The sequence below is a fragment of the Legionella quateirensis genome (assembly GCF_001467955.1).
Taxonomy (GTDB): Bacteria; Pseudomonadota; Gammaproteobacteria; order Legionellales; family Legionellaceae; genus Legionella; species Legionella quateirensis.
In genome coordinates this window covers 346,836-366,999 of record NZ_LNYR01000034.1, presented here as the reverse complement: position 1 = coordinate 366,999, position 20,164 = coordinate 346,836, and the positions used below count along the sequence as shown (strand labels likewise).

Below are 20,164 nucleotides of genomic sequence, written 5' to 3'. Positions count from 1 at the left end.
CCTCAAGCTACACAATTTCTGTATTTAAAGTAGCCTGGATGAAGTGCGAAGCGCGTAATCCAGGAAGCCCCGCGAAGCGGGCACCGATTAAATTGTACTATGCTGCGCATAGACCTCCCGGATTGCGCTGTGCTTCATCCGGGCTACTTTTGATTTTTTCCTGAGCCAAAGCCCGACCGTTACTCGTCTTTAATCACTAAATAAATCAAAACCGCCAAAATCATAATGAATATGTGAAATGCCGTTGTTATCGCATTATTCAGCATGGGAGACATCCACATACCAAACCATTCACCACCAATAGACATAAACACAACTTGCCAGGTTAGAAATCCTAATGTCAAACCAGCTACTGACCAGTTTTTGGCGTGGTTAAAGACAGAAGCCTCTTTTTTTCTTGCACGGAAAAGCTTCCAGGCTCCTAGTGCGCAAAGAAGAGTAGTTAATGTCTCCAAAGTAATAATACCAATATAGGCTGCATGCTGAAGTTCGGGGTTTGTGATGGCTCTATAGGTAATTTTCGATCCAGGGAATATATCCTTCATCGATAATGCTTTCTCTACAGCTGGTAGATTCGAAGAAAAATCAGTAATATTCCCAAAGGCTGTTAACAGGCAATAAAAAGCAACTGCCGCTACAAGTACAATTTTGGATAACCGTATCATCATAATTCCATCCTATTGATATCATTAACAATCCATCTGATTTAACTATACAGCCTTATGTTGAAAACCACCAAAATATTCTTAATTTATTTCAGGAACGACTTAAGAACACTTTGAAACCAAAGCAACATAAATTTTTAATCAGGGATTTTGGATGACCGAAGAAATCAAATACAAATTACGTTGAACTCGGCGATTGGGCGTTTTATCAGTTCTATCCAAAATAAATCAAGATAAATTCATTTTGTCCGTTGTTAAGTGATTTTTTTTAACATAAGATGATTTCGAAATAGCGTCTATGCCCAATTAATAATAGTTAAAGGAATAATTATGTCTGCATCAGCTTCTGATATCAAAAAAAGCACCCTTCTTGATAAACTGTCTCTTAGTATCAATAAACAATCCGTTCAACTTGATGAAATAGATACAGTGCTTCAAGAAGAACTCAGTAATGCTTCAGCCAGTACTGAATTTTATCCATCAATAATGGATTATCTAACACACTTAGGGCATTTAGTCAGTTTCATAAAGCAAAAAAAATTTAGCAATCCCCAATTGGCGCTACAAGTATTTATTGATCAAAATACCAGCACAGAGACCGGCAAAGCCTTAATCGATTCCATATTGATGACCCAGGAAAAAGACGATAAATCATTCGAACTCATTTGTCGTCTAGCCCAGAAAAATAAACTGGAACTTTATACGAATATCACCAGGCTAGCTCCTCTTCGCATTTACCCAAGTCCAGATAATCATGATGAATATGAGGAGTATAATGAGTGGTATCTCCTTTTTGAACTGTTCAGTTTAACTCGAGTTGCTTCGCCAGGATTGATTCCGATAATTGCTGATTGGATCATCGCAAGAACCCCAACTATCAAAGAGATTAGCGCATTAAACAGCTTCTTCAATTCCATGAACCAAACCATAGTACTAAAACAGGAATGGTTCAAAGAGATTATTCCCTTTTTACACAACAAAACATCGATAGAAACGCTTGAAACATTATTTAACTCGCTTCAAGAAAATGATTTATTACAAGAACCTATATTGAAGCAGGTTTTACCAAGATTGGATGAAATGGAGGTAGTCAAAGCCTTTTTAACTGCTTTTCAACCAGAACTTCAACAGAAAGATTTACAAGAAAGCATCATCAAGTTCCTACCTCTTTATTGTCAACTAACCCAACCTTCTACAGACAGCTACGATGATAGAGTTTCATCAAATAACCCCTTACACCTGAGTATTATTGAACGTAATTTAGCCAATCTAAGAGCATCCTTAAGCTTCGCTAATCACAGGTTACTTATTCAACCTTCATATCAAAATACCCCTTTACTTTTAGCGTGCAAATTGGGAGACAGTGAAGCAGCCCGGCTGATTTTGGCAAAAATGCAGGAGCTGAAATGTGACGTCAATCAAAAAGACAGCCATGGTATGACGGCGCTCCATTGGGCGTCCTTTTATCATTTCGATGATTTAATTGAAGAGCTGGGAGTTGCGGGAGCAAATGATAAATTAAAAAATACGGATGGGAAAGACAGTTCCTATTTTTATCACCATCATTTTACTCTTAGAGATTTAAAAAAAAATAATGAAGAAATTATTGATGGTAAAATCAAATTAGAAAACCCTGGCTTGACTGATATCTGTTTTCATATGGACAAAATAGCCCTCAATCTAAATTTAACTACGCCCGATGAGCTGATGACCCTATATCGCGGTGATGCATTAGCTCAATTTCGATCAGCCAGTAGATTTAATTTGTTTTTTTTAGCATTTCGCACCAAGTTAGTAGATTGGATAGAAAAACAGCATGGTTCCGACGTTCAAGCAACACTCTCGATAACGAGACCCAATTAAAATACTAAGTGGTACTTTTTTAATTACGGATGAGTCGGTTAAAAGGTAGATAAGGGATTATCTACCCTAACTTTGATGGAACCGATTTTTTTTCTTCCCATTGAGTATTTCGAGTAAATCGCAACAGGATGTGATTGGAACGCTCAACGGCTTCATGTAAGGCTTCATTGGAGCTGATTAACCCAGCAAACATGGCTTCTAAAACCTCATCATTAATACCACGTATCTGATTTTGTGGGCCTGTATGTTTTAAAGCTCCACCCTGAAGATGATCTTCCAAATCAGTACGAGCAATTAATAGAGCAGGATGATGACTTGATTCGACTATTCCACTGTACCGCCCTTTTAAACCTAAAGGCAGATACCCTGTATGTTCATGCCAACGCTTCTGAATCTCCGGTTTTGCGATAAATTTAAAAAACAGAGCAATACCCTTATAATTGACTTCATTTTGCCCAGCGACAGCCCATAACGCAGCGCCTCCAGCTACATTGGCATGTCTTACTTTGCTGGCCTGTGTATCAAGAGGCATGGCTGCAACACCCAATTGAAAAGGGACTAAAGCTGACAAACTGTTATAAGCACCAGATGATTGGCTAAACAAAGGACAAACGCCGCTGGTAAACAGAATGGTCGCATCATCCACACGCCCCCCATAACGAAAATAGCGCAGATTATGCCAGCGCTTTAATCGTTCAAAATGCCGAGCCAACTGAGGTGTTTCAAATACTGCCCTGACTGGATTGGTATCGGTAATAGGCAAACCATGTATTGCCAAATAAGACTCAAACAAAATCCAGCCGGGATATGCCGTGGTATAAGTGCAATCATAACCGGCTTTTTTAATGTGTTCAGCCAGTACTTCCATCTCATCCCAGGTGCGTGGAAAATTTGCCTTGCTGTACCCAACTTTTGCCAATACATCCAGGTTGTAATACAGAACAGGAGCAGAAAGATTAAAAGGCATGGCCATCAACTGCCCATCCCTGCTATAAAACTCACGTACCGATTGAATAAAATCCTCTTCTGGCAGGCTCATTCCCTGCTCCTGCATCAAAGCATTTACAGGTTTGATGACTCCTTTCGGAGACAACATAATCGCAGTACCCACTTCAAAGATTTGGACTATTGACGGAGCCTGATGCGCTCGAAATGCTGCAGCAAAACTGGTCAGCGTTTCAATATAATCCCCTTTATAGACTGGTTTGATACTGTATTCATTTTGACTTTTATTAAACTCATCAGTGAGCAAACGTACTTCATCACCCAAATGACCCGCCATACCATGCCATAGAACCAGCTCTATCGGTTTAGCCAGGGCTAACGAAGTATTCAGTACAGCCAAAAGGAATAGGATTAGTCCTTTCATGTTAATAAATCTGGATAATCACTAAAGACAGCATCTACACCCCAATTAAATAATTTATTTGCCTGACGTTTTCGATTCACTGTATAGGCGCAAACGGTATAACCTTCATCTTTTACTGCTTTTACTCGATCCGCGGTTAATATTTTTCGATTAAAATGAACCGAAAAGCAATCCAGTTGTTTTGCTTTCAGCAGCCATTGATCATCCCATTCATGAAGTAATAAACCCAATGGCATCTCCGGAGCAATCGTTCTACATAAAAGTAACGCTTCCCAATCAAAACTGGAAACCAGAGGTAAATCCTTACCTTGAGGCCAATGACGGTTAATGTGACTTAACACAGCCACTGCCGTTTGCTCTGCAGTACCCGGATAGGGTTTAATTTCTATATTGGCCTTAACGTCAGAAAAAGACAACCATTTTAAAGCATCTCTGAAATGAGGAATTTTCTCCCCTTTAAATTGCCTGGAAAACCAGGAACCCGCATCCAGACTTTGCAAGTATGCCGACTCGACCTGCCCGACCTCACCGCGTCCATTAGTTGTTCTTTTTAAATTGTCATCATGAATAATGTAAGGCTCACCATCCGCGCTACACATCACATCAAATTCAATGAACCGACACCCCAAAGACAGTGCCTTGTCAAAAGACGCAAGGGTATTCTCAGGAGCATATCCTGATGCCCCTCGATGACCAATAACTTTATCTACAACCAACAACTTAATTCCCCTGTTTACGATTGGAGGCTGCTTCAACATAGGCAGTCAATACCAACTCATTACTTACCGTTAATGGTGCAGGAGCTGCGGCTGCCATAACAACAGTATTCATTTCTTTTGCCTGATACGGTCTTGGTTGAGGCGGAATATTATCACCCTCAAAAAATACCAGGTTACTCAAACTGTAGTTTTGAGTAGGATAAGCTTTGTTCATTCGCGACAGTTCTTCAGTAACCTGTTGATATAATTTTTCACGCACTTTAGCTCGAACGGCCTGAGTTTCTTCCAGACTGGGTTTGAACTCCACACCGCTGATTTCATATTTAGCCCCAGGCATGCTGACCGACTTGGCGTTTTGATAAATATCAGTTAAAGCAGATTGATCTACTCGCGCTTGTGCCTGCACAAAAAGTTTTTCCAATCCGGAACTGTCCTGAGAGCGATCAAATTCAATTAAATGCCAATCACCTTTAGCGATTTTATTCAAACTGTCCATAATATCAGCGCGCGCCCTCACCAAATCAGCGCTACTCAATGTCACATTGATGCTAACATTCAACAAGGCGGTTTGAGTTGTAACCCATTGTTTCGCGGATATTTGAAACAAAACTTTATCAAGAACCAATTGAGGAACATCATCACCTGCTAATGCAATAGGGGTAAAAGCCATTAAAGCAAGGATCCCGGTAACCTGTTTCATGATTCTCTCCATTCAGAATTTATGTTTAAAATAGTGTATACCAGCAACCCCCAAGACACCAAATCATTCCCAACGTCCAGCGACATATTCCTGAGAGTGCGTCGCTTTTTATCCGTCTTCTTCATGAATGCGGCGATCCATCCTGCAAATTGGCGCTACCCCACATTGTTGCATGGATCCCCGCTTCGGCGCTGAGGAAGCCTGGCATTTAATTAATCATTTTATAGGATTTGTTGATTCACGCTGATCAAAATAACGTCATCCTCGCGAAGGCGGGGATCCCTTGAGCCAACACAATCAGGTGCTAATTTGATGCATGGATTCCCGCCTTCGCGGGAATGACGTAAATTTTACTCATCTATGCTTAATATCGACCTAGTGAGTCATTAAATATCAGGTTCACTCAGCGCTTTAGCGAGGATGGCGTAGATAGTGAGGTTCATTCAAGAGCAAATCACGGGATGTCGAAATAGGAATTGTCAACAATCCCTCTAATTGAAGAGGTAGAAAAACAGTTTATCTTTTAATAGGGTGTGTTGAAAATTCCTATTTCGACGTCCCGCGACTTGTTCGCGGGATCCAGTTCAATTTTGATGAATACATTATGTTTGTTAATGATACTCGATCTCTGGCTCCCGCGAACAAGTCGCGGGACGGTGGGAGTATTTTGGTGAATTGTCAACACACCCTAATATCAGAAAATTGAGTCCAGGTTTTTGTGCGGCGCAGCATCAAATGGTGCGTCGCAACATAATATAATGCATTGCAGCATAATAAAGGAGTTTATCATTTAAAAAATAACTCAAAATCACAGTGATACCCCAACCAATTTACACTAAATTTTAGAACAATTTTTTTCAAGGTGCGCCAAATACCATCGTTTATCCCACATGTTGAAATCTTCCCATTGATTTAATTATCGAATAGGTCTATAACTTGTCGCAAATTATTGCAAGAGGAGCCGAACAAATGATGTCTGTTGACAATATAACTAACAACAACCAAACAATAGCAGAAGATGATTTCCTCGAGTACGCATTGTCCCATGGTTTTGGGGACCTACACTTTAAAGTGGATCCTGAAACTGGAATGAAAGCTATGATAGCCATTCACAGCACGAAATTGGGTCCGGCTCTGGGTGGCTGTCGCTTTATTGAATACCCCAACACAGCAGCAGCACTGAAAGACGCCATGCGTTTGGCACGAGGTATGAGCTTTAAAGCAGCTTCAGTTAATCTTCCATTGGGTGGAGGAAAATCGGTAATAATGAAACCTAAAGGTTCATTTAACCGCACTGCATACATGCATCAATTTGGTAAATTTGTTAACGAACTGAATGGCAGATACATTACCGCTTTGGACAGTGGAACCGTTTTAAATGATATGGATGTAATTGCCGAGCATACAGACTATGTTGCCAGCTTGTCCAAACACAACGGAGACCCATCACCATCAACAGCAAAAGGCGTTTTACGTGGTATTCAGGCAGCTGTAGCATTTAAGCTAGGAAAGGACAACCTGAAAGGACTGCATGTAGCAATTCAGGGTCTAGGACATGTAGGTTATTTACTGGCCAAGCATTTACATGAATTAGGCGCGACCCTTACTGTTGCTGATATTTCGCCAGCAGTGGTAGAACAAGCGGTTAATGAATTTGGCGCAAAACCGGTAAGTACGGATGTAATCCATAAAGTCCCCTGCGATGTATTTTCTCCATGTGCATTGGGCGCAATCATTAATGATATTACAATACCTCAGCTCCAGACCACTGTTATAGCTGGCGCGGCGAACAATCAGCTGGCACATAGTTTTCATGGCAAAAAACTGCATGAAAAAGGCATCTTATTCGCAGCGGATTATGTCATTAACGCGGGCGGTTTAATTTTTGCTGCGTCCAAATATTTGCATACTCCTGAAGATAAAGTAAATGATCAGATCGATGGAATCTATACTTCATTAACTGAAATCTTTACTCGTTCTGCTAAAGATAACTTACCTGCCAGCGAAATTGCAGATACTTTAGCACAAGAAAAACTGGCTTGATTGAGTAGTTATATGAAACATTTACCACTAACTCCTGAATTGTATGAATACATGCTTGATAAATCCTTGCGCGAGCACCCTGTATTAAAGGACTTGCGCAAAGAAACATCGACTATGGAACTTGCTAATATGCAGGTTGCACCAGAACAAGCACAATTTATGCAATTCCTGATTCGACTGATCGGTGCCAAAAAGGTTCTGGAATTAGGAACCTTCACAGGGTACAGCGCTCTGGCAATGTCACTTGCATTACCTGATGATGGTCAGTTGATTACCTGTGACATCAGCGAAGAATGGACTAAAAGGGCTCATCCATTTTGGCAAGCTGCTCAACAGGATCAAAAAATCAAATTACGCCTTGGCCCGGCACTGGAAACCTTATATTCCCTATTAAATGAAGGATGGGAGCATCAATTTGATTTTATATTCATTGACGCCGACAAAACCAATTACCTTAATTACTATGAATTAGCCTTAAAACTGATTCAACCCAAAGGATTAATCGCCATAGATAACATATTCTGGGATGGCAATGTGATCAATCCAAATGATGTAAGCGGGCAAACAAGGGAAATTAAAAAATTGAATGAATTGATTAAAAACGATCACCGAGTTCATATCAGTTTATTGGCTATAGCTGATGGATTATTTCTGGTACAACCCATCAACTAGTACTCTTTTCCCCTGTAAATGAGTACAAGCATAATGTGACATGTAGACAAGGAGAACCTGATAATGGATACAAATAACAACCCCTGCGGATTAGATGGCTTTGCCTTTTTGGAATTTTCAGGACCGGATAAAAGTAAGTTATATCAACAATTTATCGATATGGGTTTCCAACCCGTAGCAACGCATCAGGATCAGGACATCACTTTATTTAAACAAGGTGATATTCAGTTTATAGTGAACGCGGCAACCCAATGTCAAGCTGCAGCTCATGCCGTTACTCACGGCGCTGGAGCCTGTGCTATGGGATTCAAGGTGAAAGATGCCAAGGCGGCTTTTCAATTTGCCATTTCTCATGGAGCAACCGCATTTGAAGATTCTGCTCATACCCATCACGGTTTGCCGGCTATCGAAGCTATTGGCGGCAGTGTAATTTATTTTGTTGATGACACGCATCAACCCTTTGCTCAAAAGTGGAACATAAAAATTACCGATCCAGTTGTTGGCAATGGCCTGGTCCACATCGATCATCTGACCCATAATGTGTTTCGCGGTAATATGGATAAATGGGCTGCATTTTATGAGTCGATCTTTAATTTCCAGGAAATTCGCTTTTTTAATATTAAAGGTAAAATGACCGGTCTGGTCAGTAGAGCGCTGGGAAGTCCTTGTGGAAAAATCAAGATTCCGTTAAACGAATCCAAAGACGATTTATCTCAAATCGAAGAGTTCCTGCATGAATATAAAGGGGAAGGCATTCAACACATCGCTTTGTCTACTAATGACATCTATAAAACAGTTCATAGTTTAAGAGAGCAAGGAGTTAAATTCCTTGATGTTCCAGATACCTACTATGAAATGCTCGACACAAGGCTGCCCTGGCATAAAGAACCGGTGAACCAACTGAATGCGGAAAAAATTCTTATGGACGGAGAAGTGGATCCCAAACACGGATTACTATTGCAAATCTTCACTGAAAATATTTTTGGACCTGTATTTTTTGAAATTATTCAACGTAAAGGAAATCAGGGATTCGGTGAAGGTAATTTTCAGGCCTTATTTGAGGCGATCGAAAGAGATCAAGTCAAACGTGGCACCCTGAAAGAATACTGTTAAGAGGTCAAAATGAAACTTGCCAGTTTAAAATCATCTTCTTCCCGAGATGGTGAATTATGTGTGGTCAATCAATCATTGACCACAGCAATTAAAGTGAGTTCTATTGCTCCCAATTTACAATATGCCCTAGATCATTGGGCGCAGGTAGAGGCCGATCTGAATGCCATCTATCAGCGATTGAATGAACGGTCTGTACAAGGCTCCTTTGCTTTTGATCCTCAAAACTGCACTTCCCCTCTTCCCAGAGCGTATCAATGGACTGATGGCAGCGCCTATGTAAATCATGTCGAATTGGTTCGAAAAGCCAGAGGAGCAGAAATGCCGGCTGATTTTTGGACTAACCCATTAATGTATCAAGGCGGTTCTGATGCCTTTATTGGCCCCAGAGATCCTGTTCTTGTTGCCAGTGAATCCTATGGAATTGATTTTGAATCCGAAATTGCCATCATCACTGATGATGTCCCCATGGGAATCGACAGCAAGAAGGCTCAACAACATATTAAATTATTGATGCTGGTTAATGATGTATCGCTACGTAATCTGATACCTGGTGAATTGGCAAAAGGATTTGGCTTCTTTCAATCCAAACCAGCCAGCAGTTTTTCTCCAGTAGCCATTACACCAGATGAATTAGGCTCCAGTTGGGATGGCCAACGTGTCCATTTACCCCTGTTAAGTCATTTGAATGGAACATTATTTGGTCAACCAAATGCCGGAGTTGATATGACGTTCTCATTTCCTGAATTGATTCAACATGCAGCGAAAACAAGAACATTAACTGCGGGTACAATTATAGGTTCTGGAACAGTATCCAATCTCGATCGCAGCAAAGGTTCATCCTGCATCGCTGAAAAAAGAATGTTGGAAATCATTGAATCAGGTGAGGCTAAAACACCGTTCATGCATTTTGGAGACTCAATACGAATAGAAATGCTGGACGCTCAAGGCAACAGTATTTTTGGTGCGATAGATCAAACAGTTAAAAGCTATCAATGGGATCCTTCATGATTTTGTATGACTATTTCCGTTCGACAGCCTGCTACAGGGTTCGCATTGCTCTGCATCTCAAAAATATTGCTTATGAAAAGAAGGAAGTACATTTAATTCATAATGACGGCGAGCAAAATAAACCGGAATATAAAGAAAAAAACCCACAAGGACTGGTGCCCAGTTTAGAGATTGATGGTCATATCATCCATCAATCATTAGCCATTATTGAATATCTGGAAGAAATCCATCCGGAAATTCCATTGCTTCCTCAGGATCCATTGATGAAAGCTGCTGTCAAATCGCTGGCTTTGATTGTTGCTTGCGACATGCACCCGCTTAATAATTTAAGAGTACTGAATCGCCTGAGAGAACAGTTTAAAGCGAATGAAGAGCAAGTGACAGCATGGTACCATCACTGGCTAAAAATCGGATTTGATGCCTTTGAGGAGCGATTAAAACACCTCGACCGCAGTAAACCAGTGTGCTACGGCAATCAAGTTAGTCTTGCTGACCTGTGTTTAATCCCTCAGGTTTATAATGCGCATCGGTTCAATTTTGCTATGGAGAGTTATCCGTTAATCAATGAAATAAATGATTATTGTTTGACCATACCGGCTTTTCAAGATGCTTCGCCAAAATAAAATCCCAGGATTTGCGAAAAGCCCAAATTTCATCTAAGAAAGAAACTGGGCGTTTTTCGTAAGTCTTGAGTTTATTCAAGTACGGACTAAATCCTGTTACCTGGATAATTTACGACCATTACATCCTAGTTCAACACTCTCAGATTCATTAAAATCAGTTTCATTAAAATCTGAAGAAGAGAAGGAAAAAAACGTATTCGGGTTTGAAAGAATATTATCATATTTATCTTTCAACTCGGCCCGGAGTGCATGCCCAAAACGATCATTATTAGGTACAGAACAAGATCCAATACTGTCATCGTAATGATTTTTTGATCTTAAACCGGTTACAAGGTCTACAACCTCACCTTTTGCAAGAGGTTTTGCGTCAGCAAACTCATCTAATGTGATTAGCTCATGCACTGCATATTCTAAAGGCACCTTGGTGCAATAACTTTTATATCGTATTAATCTGCCGTCGGTTGCTGTATATAACGCTTTAATAACGTCCAACATTTCATCATCAGTTGGCCGATAATGACCGCTGTTATTGGTAATTTTTTCAAGGTACCCGTCAGAAAAAATCAAACTGCCGGCTGCAAGTACTTTTTTACCGTTAGATAAAGCGGAATGATGCAAGGTATCACTATACAGCAAACGGGGATGTTCTTCACAAGTCAAAACGAATTGATATTCACCATCTTCAATTTGCTCACCTTCATCCGCAAAAAAAATGCTGTCCTCTTCCGAGTACTGCACAACATACCGCTGTTGCTGCTCAAAACTTAAATAGGAGTTATCAGGATGATTAAAAGGTAATATCCTCATTACCTTACGTTCTTGCTTAAACTCCTTTTTCATCGATATTCTGGATTTAATAGTTTCGTTAAAATACACGACTTCTTCTGGATAAGTATTTTTAGTCATAATGGACGTCATTTGATTGATTGGTTATTGAGGTCAATTATTATACAGGGCGATTATTAAGCAAACCTTAAGGAAAATAAAACACAACCTGATTCATTTAGTAATATAATAGATTTTTGATTGACTAAAATGCTACTCAAAATACTTCACCCAATTTAAAATTAACAGGCAGTCTGACCCAACCAAAAAAATACAACATCGTGTTGCAAGCTGTTGGCAATTGATTTTTGCACTATATAGTCCTTGACTCTGGAGATGAGATCGGGTGAGGTGTCTGCGTCTTCCAGCTGTAAAAAGAAGGCGATTAACCAGTTAAACTCTGGTGCATTGTATTGAGGCAAATCGATAAAGGTCTGATGACGTTCTTTGATAAACGGAATCTGCTCTGCCACAAGTGCCCGTTCCACATCATCAGCAGAATATAACTGCTCCTGTTTGTTTCCTAAATACTCTTTAAACTGAGTTTGAATTTCAAAAATTCCCGTTTTACCTCTTAAAACAATTAATGCGGAGTCACTGTTTTGGTACATCTGGCGAATTATCAACCCAAGGTCAGGCGACCAATACAGGCTTTGAGAGGCTAAAATCCAATCAAAATACTCGTTATGTCGTGAAAAATAATCCTCAGCAGTTCCCTTATACGTTTTAATCGAATATTTTTTAGAAAATTCATGTGCTGAAAATTCTGCCAGTGCCCTTTGACTTGGATCAACTCCAACAATATTCAACTTATCTGAAATACGGTGTTGATAACGAGTAATAATAGTTCGTATTAATGTGCCATCATGACAACCCAGATCTAAAATTTTTGCTTTATCATCCAGCGGGGTTAAGCGAGTGCCAATGGATTCAACAAGTATCTTTTTTTCAGTAGCTCGAGAACAATAACTTTTAAAAAATTCAATTTTATCATACATGGATTTCTCCTTGACTGTGCTCCTGAGCTAAGGATAAATCATAAATAAATTGGTTATTCCTGGGTTGTAACCAGTTTGTTCCTGGATACTGTACGTTATGAGTTTCTATAAATTGCAAAGATAAAGCGCTCCTGGAACAAGCGGAACGATTAACCGGACTGCAATGAATGAAATTTCCATGAAACAATAAAGCATCGCCAGCCTTGACCTCCAACGGCATAAATAATTCTCCTTGCAATTCAAAATCCGGAATTTCCATCTCGACATTCAGGCGTTCAAATTTACGGATTTTCAATTGATGATCCACGCGGGATACATATTGGAGAGGCCATTTATTACTTCCAGGAATACCCCACATACACGCATTTTGAAGTGTTGCATCCTCTAGTGCCATCCATAATACAACCACAGATTGTGGTTCAGTATAAGCAAAAGTAGACTCTTGATGAGGCCGTACCACGCTTCCTATTTCATAAGCATGTTTAGGAATATAAACACTGAGATGACATATTGGTTTAATGAATCCAATTGTTTTTAAAACAGTAGCGAGATAAGGATTATGATAAACAAGGTGCCGCAAAGTATAAAAAGATTCCATTAAATGAAGACCATGACCAATCCGATTGACATATCTCCGGTCACCATGCATTTCATAAAATACATGTGCTTTATTATGTGATTGCAGAAAGTAATCCTCCGTTACATAATCATGAGCTGGAGCAGTCGATTTCACGGCATTCTTGGAATAAAAAACAACCTGCCTATTCCCCCATAGAGTTCTAATATCTTCCTCCGCTTTATTTTTAGCGTGATTAAGCTCTGTTAATAAAGAACCCAAATCTGAGGAATCTAAAAAATTGTTCAGATAAATAATTCCATAATGTTCATAATCAGTCATCAATTGATTTGATTTATACAGAATTTCTTTCTTAGTATACTGATGAAGTTTCAGCTCAGGAATCATATGAAAGCCCCCATAAAAGTTATGCAGAGCCCTCATCGAAAATCATTTAAGATACAGCCCAGGAGGGAAAGAATGACTGAATCAAAAATTTTCTTGAATTATTGATATCATAATCAGATTTAAATGTACAGAACTTACGCCCCAAGGCTCAACGCTTGGTAGCCTGTATTAGCGAAGCGTAATACAGGATCGAGGTGAAAAAAACACATTAAAACCAAGCCCTGGTAAATTCAACTGTCACTACTCCTTGAGGTGTTTTCTCTAACATGCTCCATACAGTCTTACACCTTTGAAGATAACCAATTAATACATTGTGATTGCTGCAGCGATAACGTATCGGCATGGCATCATATACCTCAGATGGCTCAATCGCTTGACAATGCTCGCCATTTGCCAGTTCTATGCCCCAGGGAAAAGCACGTGACATATCCAGAGTAGAATGATTTTCATTATTTAATGGGGCACTCACTTGTATTAGAACACTATCACCTTCCCACGGTGATTGTGGACATAAGGCTTCCATTTGTTTACTTCCTGCTTTTACAAAACAGGGATCATAAATTTTACCCTCAGCCTGACAACGCCATGCGTCTTCTCGCAGGATTAACCTGGACTGGGTAAAACACGCTCCAGTCAATTTACTTTTAATTACTGGCGCCACTTGCTCAACCACTTCACCAAACGGTCTATACAGTTTTAATACAGTATCGCCAGCAGTAGCTAAAAAAGAACAAAAACATAGCAATACCAATAAAACTCTTTGCATCATAGTGTTCCCCCACTGATTTTATTTAGTGTATCATCGCATATTAAACGAGGACTGTTGACATGTCGCTATCCAGGTCAATATGGCGATAGCTTAACAGCCCTAAAAAATGCTTTTATCGATTTTGGAGTACATAATGACAGAAGTCTTTACTATAAAACAATGTCTGGATGGTGAAATCAGTGTTGATGAAACCGTTACGGTAAGAGGTTGGGTGAAAACCCGACGTGATTCAAAAGTTGGTTTGTCCTTTATTAATTTGCATGACGGCTCCTGTTTTTCTCCAATACAGATAGTAGCCACTGACAGCTTATCCAATTACCATGAAGAGGTCATAAAACTGAATGCTGGTTGTTCCATCATTGCTACCGGTAAATTAGTCGCCTCACAGGGTAAAGGTCAATTTTTTGAAATCCAGGCTGAACACATTGAAGTAGCAGGCTGGGTGGAAAATCCAGACAGCTATCCTATCCAGGCCAAAAGACATACTCTGGAGTTTTTAAGAGATGTTGCTCATTTACGTCCACGTACCAATACCATTAGCGCGGTAACCCGGATTCGCCATTGTCTGGCTCAGGCCATTCATCGATTTTATGATCAACAAGGCTTTTTCTGGATTCACACCCCCATTATTACTGCCAGTGATTGTGAAGGTGCCGGCGAAATGTTCCGGGTTTCAACTCTCGATTTGTTAAACATCCCCAAAAATGATCAAGGACAAATCGATTTCACCAAAGATTTTTTTGGCAGAGAAACGTTTCTTACCGTCTCTGGTCAATTAAACCTTGAAGCCTATTGCATGGCCATGTCCAAGGTCTACACCTTCGGTCCGACCTTCCGTGCCGAAAACTCCAATACCAGTCGTCATTTAGCTGAGTTCTGGATGGTAGAGCCAGAAATTGCGTTTGCTACGTTGAACGATATTTGTGAGTTAAGCCAAAAGATGTTGCGCTATTTATGCAAAACTGTTCTTGATGAGCGCGCTGATGACATGGACTTTTTTAACCAGTTTGTCGCGCCTGGCTGTATAGAGCGTTTAGAGCTGATAGCAGAATCTGATTTTGAAGTAATGACATATACTGATGCCATAAAAATTCTTGAAACCACTGATCACAAGTTTGAGTTTCCAGTCAGTTGGGGACTTGATTTGCAATCGGAACATGAACGCTATCTGGCAGAAGTACACTGCAAGAAGCCTGTAATTCTAACCAATTATCCACAAGAAATTAAAGGCTTCTATATGAGGCTGAATGATGATGAAAAAACTGTTGCGGCAATGGATGTTTTAGCACCCGGCATAGGCGAAATTATAGGCGGCAGCCAGAGGGAAGAACGATTGGCTATTCTGGATAAACGGATGGATGAATGTAACCTGAATAAAGAACATTACCAATGGTATCGAGATCTACGCCGATACGGCACTGTACCTCACTCAGGATTTGGTCTGGGCTTTGAACGATTGATCAGTTATGTTACCGGCGTAGCCAATGTGCGTGATGTGATACCTTTTCCACGCACACCAGGACATGCAGATTACTAGCTTAAATTTAGGGACGAGGTGATCCGCACTCTGCTTGAATCGGATCACTATCTGACTGAGTAGACATTTCTGATTTCTGAAGTTCCGGTTTTACTGGGGCTTCAGACTTTTTGTTCTCGGACCTGCGCAATATAGGAGTTCCAAAGTCTCTAACATCAGACATCCTTCGTTCATTTTCTTTAAGAAACTTTAATAACTGGGTTTTCACGGGTACTTCTGTAGATTTGCCCTCATCTGAACCATCCACCTTTTTAGTTATTAAAGGAAAAGATATCGATCGTTCTCTTCTATGAGCAAAAAACCGTACTGGGATTTCTTGGGATACAGACGAAGAATCCTGTTTGGTACCATCAGATAAACCAACATTCGCTTGATCTACTGTTCCATCAACTTTTGTAAACATCCTTTTTACTCCTTGTTATAAAACTAATCCTGTACTGATAAGGTTCCTTCATGCAATATCATGACTCTATCCATACGTTTCGCAATTTCCCTATCATGCGTTACGATCACCAAAGCTGTTTTCATTTGCTTGTTCAGATCCAACATTAAATCAAAAACTTTTGTAGCTGTTGCCTGATCCAGGTTACCTGTAGGTTCATCTGCCAAAACACAGTGAGGCTGATGTACCAAAGCTCTGGCAATCGCGACGCGTTGCCGCTCTCCTCCTGAAAGTTGGGCCGGTTTATGTTCCTGTCTGGGCTTTAACCCAACGTGTTCCAACATGTCACAGGCTTTTTGCTCAGCCTGCTTGACCGGCATCCCCGCTATTAATAAGGGCATGGCTACATTTTCAAGCGCCGTGAATTCAGGTAACAAATGATGAAATTGGTATACAAATCCTAACCGCTGATTACGTAATTGGCAACGTTGCTTTTCACTTATTTTTTGCCAGTTCACATCATTGATACTGATTGAACCGCTGGTTGGTTTATCCAATCCACCAAGCAAGTGCAACAAAGTACTCTTCCCGGAACCTGATGGGCCAATTATCGCGACACTATCACCTTTCGCAATATTTAAATCAATCCCTTTCAATACTTCTACTTTTGAAGCACCATCATTATAAGATTTGGCTAAACTTTGACTATTTAAAATAGAATCACTCATAATGTAAAGCCTCCGCAATCACTGTTTTTGAAGCGCGCCAGGCAGGATAAATTGTAGCAGCAAAACTCATTAATAAAGCCATAACACAGACATGCCATAAGTCACTGAATAAGATTTCTGAAGGTAAATAATCAACAAAATAAATACTGGATGACAATACTTTTACATTAAACAGGTTCTGTAACCAATTGACTATGGCTGTAGCATTCTTCGCTAATACCAATCCTCCAGCTAATCCCATTCCAGTACCAACGATTCCAACCATCATGCCCTGAACAATAAATACCCAGAGTATGGTAGAAGGTGTAGCACCAATTGTTCTTAATATAGCAATTTCAGCCTGTTTGTCATTGACTACCATAACTAACGAGGAAACCAAATTAAAAGCAGCGACAGCAATAATGAGCATTAAAATAAGAAACATCATGGTTTTTTCCATTTTTACTGCTTCAAAAAATGCACCAAATTGTTGCGTCCAATTTCCTACCTGATATTCTTCACCTAATATATTGGATAATTTATCTGATAGCTCAGGTGCCTGATATACATTATCAATTTTCATTTTAAGACCAGTAACATCGTCACCTAACTGCAATAATTTTTGTGCATCAGCCAGATTGATAAAAGCAAGCTTGGTATCGAAGTTAAATCCAGTACCCGCAGAAAAAACACCAGCCACAGTAAATCGTTTAAAACGAGGGATCATGCCTGCCGGGGTAACCGTTGCCTGAGGAATCATGATAGTCACTTTATCTCCCATCATCACACCAAGGGTATCAGCAAGACCTTTACCTAATATAATGCCAAAATGCTTCAGATTATTCATATCTCCAGCAAGCAACTTATCATTAAGATGAGTTACTGCAATTTCTTTCTCTGGCAAAACACCCGTAAGCACTATGGGCAACACCTGCCCATCATGAGTCAGCAAACCTTGACCTCCAACATAGGGAGCAATTGCTTTTATCTGAGGAATGGTCTTTATTTTTTTTTCCAGGGCAGGCCAATCTGCTAATTTTTCATCAGGCCCGGTTACAGTTATTTCTGGTGCCATACCAAAAAATCGATTATGAATTTCATGATCAAATCCATTCATGACCGATAAAACAGTTACCAATACCATTACCCCCATACCAATACCCAACATGGAGCTTAACGATATAAAAGAAACGAAATGATTTTTTTTTCTTGATCTGGTGTAGCGTAACCCTATAAAAAGAGCCAATGGTTTATACATAATTACTTAAAATTAATTTAAAGTTCTATTGTAGAGAAAAACTGAGCCAGGGGATATACCCATTATGAAGATCCATTATTTATTCTCAAATATCCAGAATTTTAAACCCAAATTCAATGGTACTATCTAAATTAAAGCTAGATATCTATTAATCTTGGCAATGAAACCATCCCACTCTCTCAGCACCTGTTTTATAATGTTTCCTTAATAATTCCTTAACTAAAATACCTTATAATTTATCTATATAAAATTGGAGCTCAATCAATGCCGTTCCCCAAGCTTTCAGCAGTATTAAATAATTGTCCATTACATGCGCTTACCCCTGAAATAAAAGATGAAATTCTAAAATTTGGTGAGAATGAACTTTATGATAACCAGCATAGAGCCGGTTATATTAATTTAAAAAATATATTCGCAGCTTTTTATGGATTTGATCCTTCTGAATTCTCCTGGAATAAGTTCGCGGGTATTATGAATTGCTATAATGCCTTTGATACTCAAATCATATTAGGTCCTCCATTACGTGTGTTTATGAAGGAGCCTATGGCTCAAGATGAGTTTGTTCCCGGCATAGCGATGGCGAACGATACAACAACCGAAGAATACATCAACAGCATGACGGAGATACAACCCCATACCGGTCGTTATGCAAGTTTGGCGCCTGATGAAGTTTATAAATACGTCAGCAAAGATTTAGGTTTAAGTTTGACTTATCATCCTCAGAATGGACAAGTGACCAATCTTGAAGCCCCAAATTCACTGTCCACAGTTCATATCTTTCATCAAGGAGGATTGGATGGCGCTCAAGCGGGTGGTCATTGGGAAAGAACGGATAAAGGACAGGAAAGTCTTAATGTTCAAAACTACGACGATACCCAACTGAACGGAGTCATTCAGCTTTTGGGTGAAAATACAGGGGTCAATCCATATGGATTTGAATTATTAAAAAAACATATTCAAATCAATGCAAAAACTTTGGAAGAACACAATGAATCATTACAACTTGACTATGAAATTGCAGAAATTAATATAGCAACAACTCAGATACTGAAATACATTGAAAATATTAATTCAGTTCCCAAAGTTTATGCAGTCAATTTACTTGGGAACGGTTTATCTGAAATTACGCGTCGATTTATTGACCAATATGAATTTGTAGAAGTTGAACCATATCAAATTTTTGAAAACTGGATTCGAGCTCTTGATGGGTTTAAACCCGCATTGGATGAAAGAGAACAACTGGTACTCAAACAACTTAGAGTCCCTGTACCTCAGACCTTATTTCCAGTGGAACCTGAAAAAACACTGCATGAAGAACTCGAAGCAAATGAAGAATTAGCCCAAATATTACGAGACATAGAACGTTTTGAAAATGAAGAACTAAATCAACGCGCTAGTGAGCAATTAGCCAGACAGCTGCAAGATGAAGAACGTTTAGCGCAAGAAGAGGATGAACGAAATCAACGTGAAAGTGAGCAATTAGCGCAAAGGCTGGCATTGGAATCGGAGCGTCAGAACGTTAAACATGATGATCCTGTTCCAGACACCAGTGAACAATTAGCCAAACAGTTACAAGATGAAGAACGTTTAGCGCAAGAAGAGGAAGAACGAAATCAACGTGAAAGTGAGCAATTGGCACAAAGGCTGGCAATGGAATCGGAGCATCAGAACGTTAAACAGGATGATCTTGTTCCAGACACCAGTGAACAATTAGCCAAACAGTTGCAGGATGAAGAACGTTTAGCGCAAGAAGAGGAAGAACGAAATCAGCGTGAAAGTGCGCAATTGGCACAAAGGCTGGCAATGGAATCGGAACATCAGAACGTTAAACATGATGATCCTGTTCCAGACACCAGTGAACAATTAGCCAAACAGTTACAAGATGAAGAACGTTTAGCGCAAGAAGAGGAAGAACGAAATCAGCGTGAAAGTGCGCAATTGGCACAAAA

General features: G+C 39.8%; 19 protein-coding genes. 8 read left to right on the top strand and 11 right to left on the bottom strand.

Going from position 1 to position 20,164, the window contains the following annotated elements; genetic code table 11:
• Positions 1-179: 179 nt before the first annotated feature.
• Complete coding sequence (locus Lqua_RS12995; protein ID WP_058474703.1) at positions 180-668, bottom strand: DUF2165 family protein; 489 nt, start codon at positions 666-668, stop codon at positions 180-182.
• A 327-nt stretch (positions 669-995) separates the two neighbouring features.
• On the opposite strand from Lqua_RS12995, the gene ankQ reads away from it, so the two are divergent.
• A complete protein-coding gene (gene ankQ, locus Lqua_RS12990; protein WP_058474702.1) occupies positions 996-2,528 on the top strand; it encodes a Dot/Icm T4SS effector AnkQ/LegA10 in 1,533 nt (510 codons plus the stop codon).
• 61 nt (positions 2,529-2,589) lie between these two features.
• On the opposite strand, the gene Lqua_RS12985 is transcribed toward ankQ, so the two are convergent.
• The 3 genes from Lqua_RS12985 to Lqua_RS12975 are packed head-to-tail and all read right to left on the bottom strand — an operon-like array spanning position 2,590 to position 5,316.
• The gene (locus tag Lqua_RS12985) at positions 2,590-3,897 is read right to left on the bottom strand and encodes an extracellular solute-binding protein (RefSeq protein ID WP_058474701.1); all 1,308 of its coding nucleotides are present in this window, start codon (positions 3,895-3,897) and stop codon (positions 2,590-2,592) included.
• Complete coding sequence (gene ugpQ, locus Lqua_RS12980) at positions 3,894-4,655, bottom strand: glycerophosphodiester phosphodiesterase (protein WP_420798065.1); 762 nt, start codon at positions 4,653-4,655, stop codon at positions 3,894-3,896. The genes Lqua_RS12985 and ugpQ overlap by 4 nt, the downstream gene beginning before the upstream one ends.
• On the bottom strand, positions 4,618-5,316 hold the full coding sequence (locus Lqua_RS12975) for a hypothetical protein (protein ID WP_058474700.1): 699 nt from the start codon (positions 5,314-5,316) through the stop codon (positions 4,618-4,620). Before Lqua_RS12975 ends, ugpQ begins: the two co-directional genes overlap by 38 nt.
• A gap of 969 nt (positions 5,317-6,285) precedes the next feature.
• Here Lqua_RS12975 and Lqua_RS12970 point away from each other — a divergent pair.
• From Lqua_RS12970 to maiA, 5 genes are all read left to right on the top strand, one after another.
• The gene (locus Lqua_RS12970; protein WP_058474699.1) at positions 6,286-7,359 is read left to right on the top strand and encodes a Glu/Leu/Phe/Val dehydrogenase family protein; all 1,074 of its coding nucleotides are present in this window, start codon (positions 6,286-6,288) and stop codon (positions 7,357-7,359) included.
• 12 nt (positions 7,360-7,371) lie between these two features.
• Positions 7,372-8,031, top strand: a complete 660-nt coding sequence (locus tag Lqua_RS12965) for a class I SAM-dependent methyltransferase (protein WP_058474698.1) — start codon at positions 7,372-7,374, stop codon at positions 8,029-8,031.
• A 63-nt stretch (positions 8,032-8,094) separates the two neighbouring features.
• Positions 8,095-9,144, top strand: a complete 1,050-nt coding sequence (hppD, locus tag Lqua_RS12960) for a 4-hydroxyphenylpyruvate dioxygenase (RefSeq protein WP_058474697.1) — start codon at positions 8,095-8,097, stop codon at positions 9,142-9,144.
• A gap of 9 nt (positions 9,145-9,153) precedes the next feature.
• The gene (locus Lqua_RS12955; protein WP_058474696.1) at positions 9,154-10,152 is read left to right on the top strand and encodes a fumarylacetoacetate hydrolase family protein; all 999 of its coding nucleotides are present in this window, start codon (positions 9,154-9,156) and stop codon (positions 10,150-10,152) included.
• Positions 10,149-10,775, top strand: a complete 627-nt coding sequence (gene maiA, locus Lqua_RS12950) for a maleylacetoacetate isomerase (protein WP_058474695.1) — start codon at positions 10,149-10,151, stop codon at positions 10,773-10,775. Before Lqua_RS12955 ends, maiA begins: the two co-directional genes overlap by 4 nt.
• 96 nt (positions 10,776-10,871) lie before the next feature.
• Here the strand turns inward: maiA and Lqua_RS12945 are convergent, their stop codons facing one another.
• The 4 genes from Lqua_RS12945 to Lqua_RS12930 all read right to left on the bottom strand — a co-directional run bounded on the left by Lqua_RS12945 (position 10,872) and on the right by Lqua_RS12930 (position 14,331).
• Positions 10,872-11,681 (bottom strand): hypothetical protein, encoded by an 810-nt coding sequence (locus Lqua_RS12945; RefSeq protein WP_058474694.1) that lies wholly within the window; start codon positions 11,679-11,681, stop codon positions 10,872-10,874.
• Positions 11,682-11,842: 161 nt separating this feature from the next.
• Positions 11,843-12,598 (bottom strand): class I SAM-dependent methyltransferase, encoded by a 756-nt coding sequence (locus Lqua_RS12940; protein WP_058474693.1) that lies wholly within the window; start codon positions 12,596-12,598, stop codon positions 11,843-11,845.
• Positions 12,591-13,562 (bottom strand): phytanoyl-CoA dioxygenase family protein, encoded by a 972-nt coding sequence (locus tag Lqua_RS12935; RefSeq protein ID WP_238585580.1) that lies wholly within the window; start codon positions 13,560-13,562, stop codon positions 12,591-12,593. The genes Lqua_RS12940 and Lqua_RS12935 overlap by 8 nt, the downstream gene beginning before the upstream one ends.
• Before the next feature lie 208 nt (positions 13,563-13,770).
• Complete coding sequence (locus Lqua_RS12930; protein ID WP_058474691.1) at positions 13,771-14,331, bottom strand: hypothetical protein; 561 nt, start codon at positions 14,329-14,331, stop codon at positions 13,771-13,773.
• 133 nt (positions 14,332-14,464) lie between these two features.
• Between Lqua_RS12930 and asnS the strand changes: the two genes are divergently transcribed.
• A complete protein-coding gene (asnS, locus tag Lqua_RS12925) occupies positions 14,465-15,868 on the top strand; it encodes an asparagine--tRNA ligase (RefSeq protein WP_058474690.1) in 1,404 nt (467 codons plus the stop codon).
• Positions 15,869-15,875: 7 nt separating this feature from the next.
• On the opposite strand, the gene Lqua_RS12920 is transcribed toward asnS, so the two are convergent.
• From Lqua_RS12920 to Lqua_RS12910, 3 genes are read right to left on the bottom strand one after another with little or no spacing between them, the layout of a single operon-like run.
• Entirely contained in the window at positions 15,876-16,271 is a 396-nt protein-coding gene (locus Lqua_RS12920; protein ID WP_058474689.1) for a hypothetical protein, read from the bottom strand.
• Between the two features lie 23 nt (positions 16,272-16,294).
• Positions 16,295-16,978, bottom strand: a complete 684-nt coding sequence (gene lolD / locus Lqua_RS12915) for a lipoprotein-releasing ABC transporter ATP-binding protein LolD (protein WP_058474688.1) — start codon at positions 16,976-16,978, stop codon at positions 16,295-16,297.
• The gene (locus Lqua_RS12910) at positions 16,971-18,215 is read right to left on the bottom strand and encodes a lipoprotein-releasing ABC transporter permease subunit (protein WP_058474687.1); all 1,245 of its coding nucleotides are present in this window, start codon (positions 18,213-18,215) and stop codon (positions 16,971-16,973) included. Before Lqua_RS12910 ends, lolD begins: the two co-directional genes overlap by 8 nt.
• Positions 18,216-18,479: 264 nt before the next feature.
• Here Lqua_RS12910 and Lqua_RS18530 point away from each other — a divergent pair.
• On the top strand, positions 18,480-20,164 hold a 1,685-nt coding region (locus tag Lqua_RS18530; protein ID WP_202972755.1), incomplete at its 3' end, for a hypothetical protein.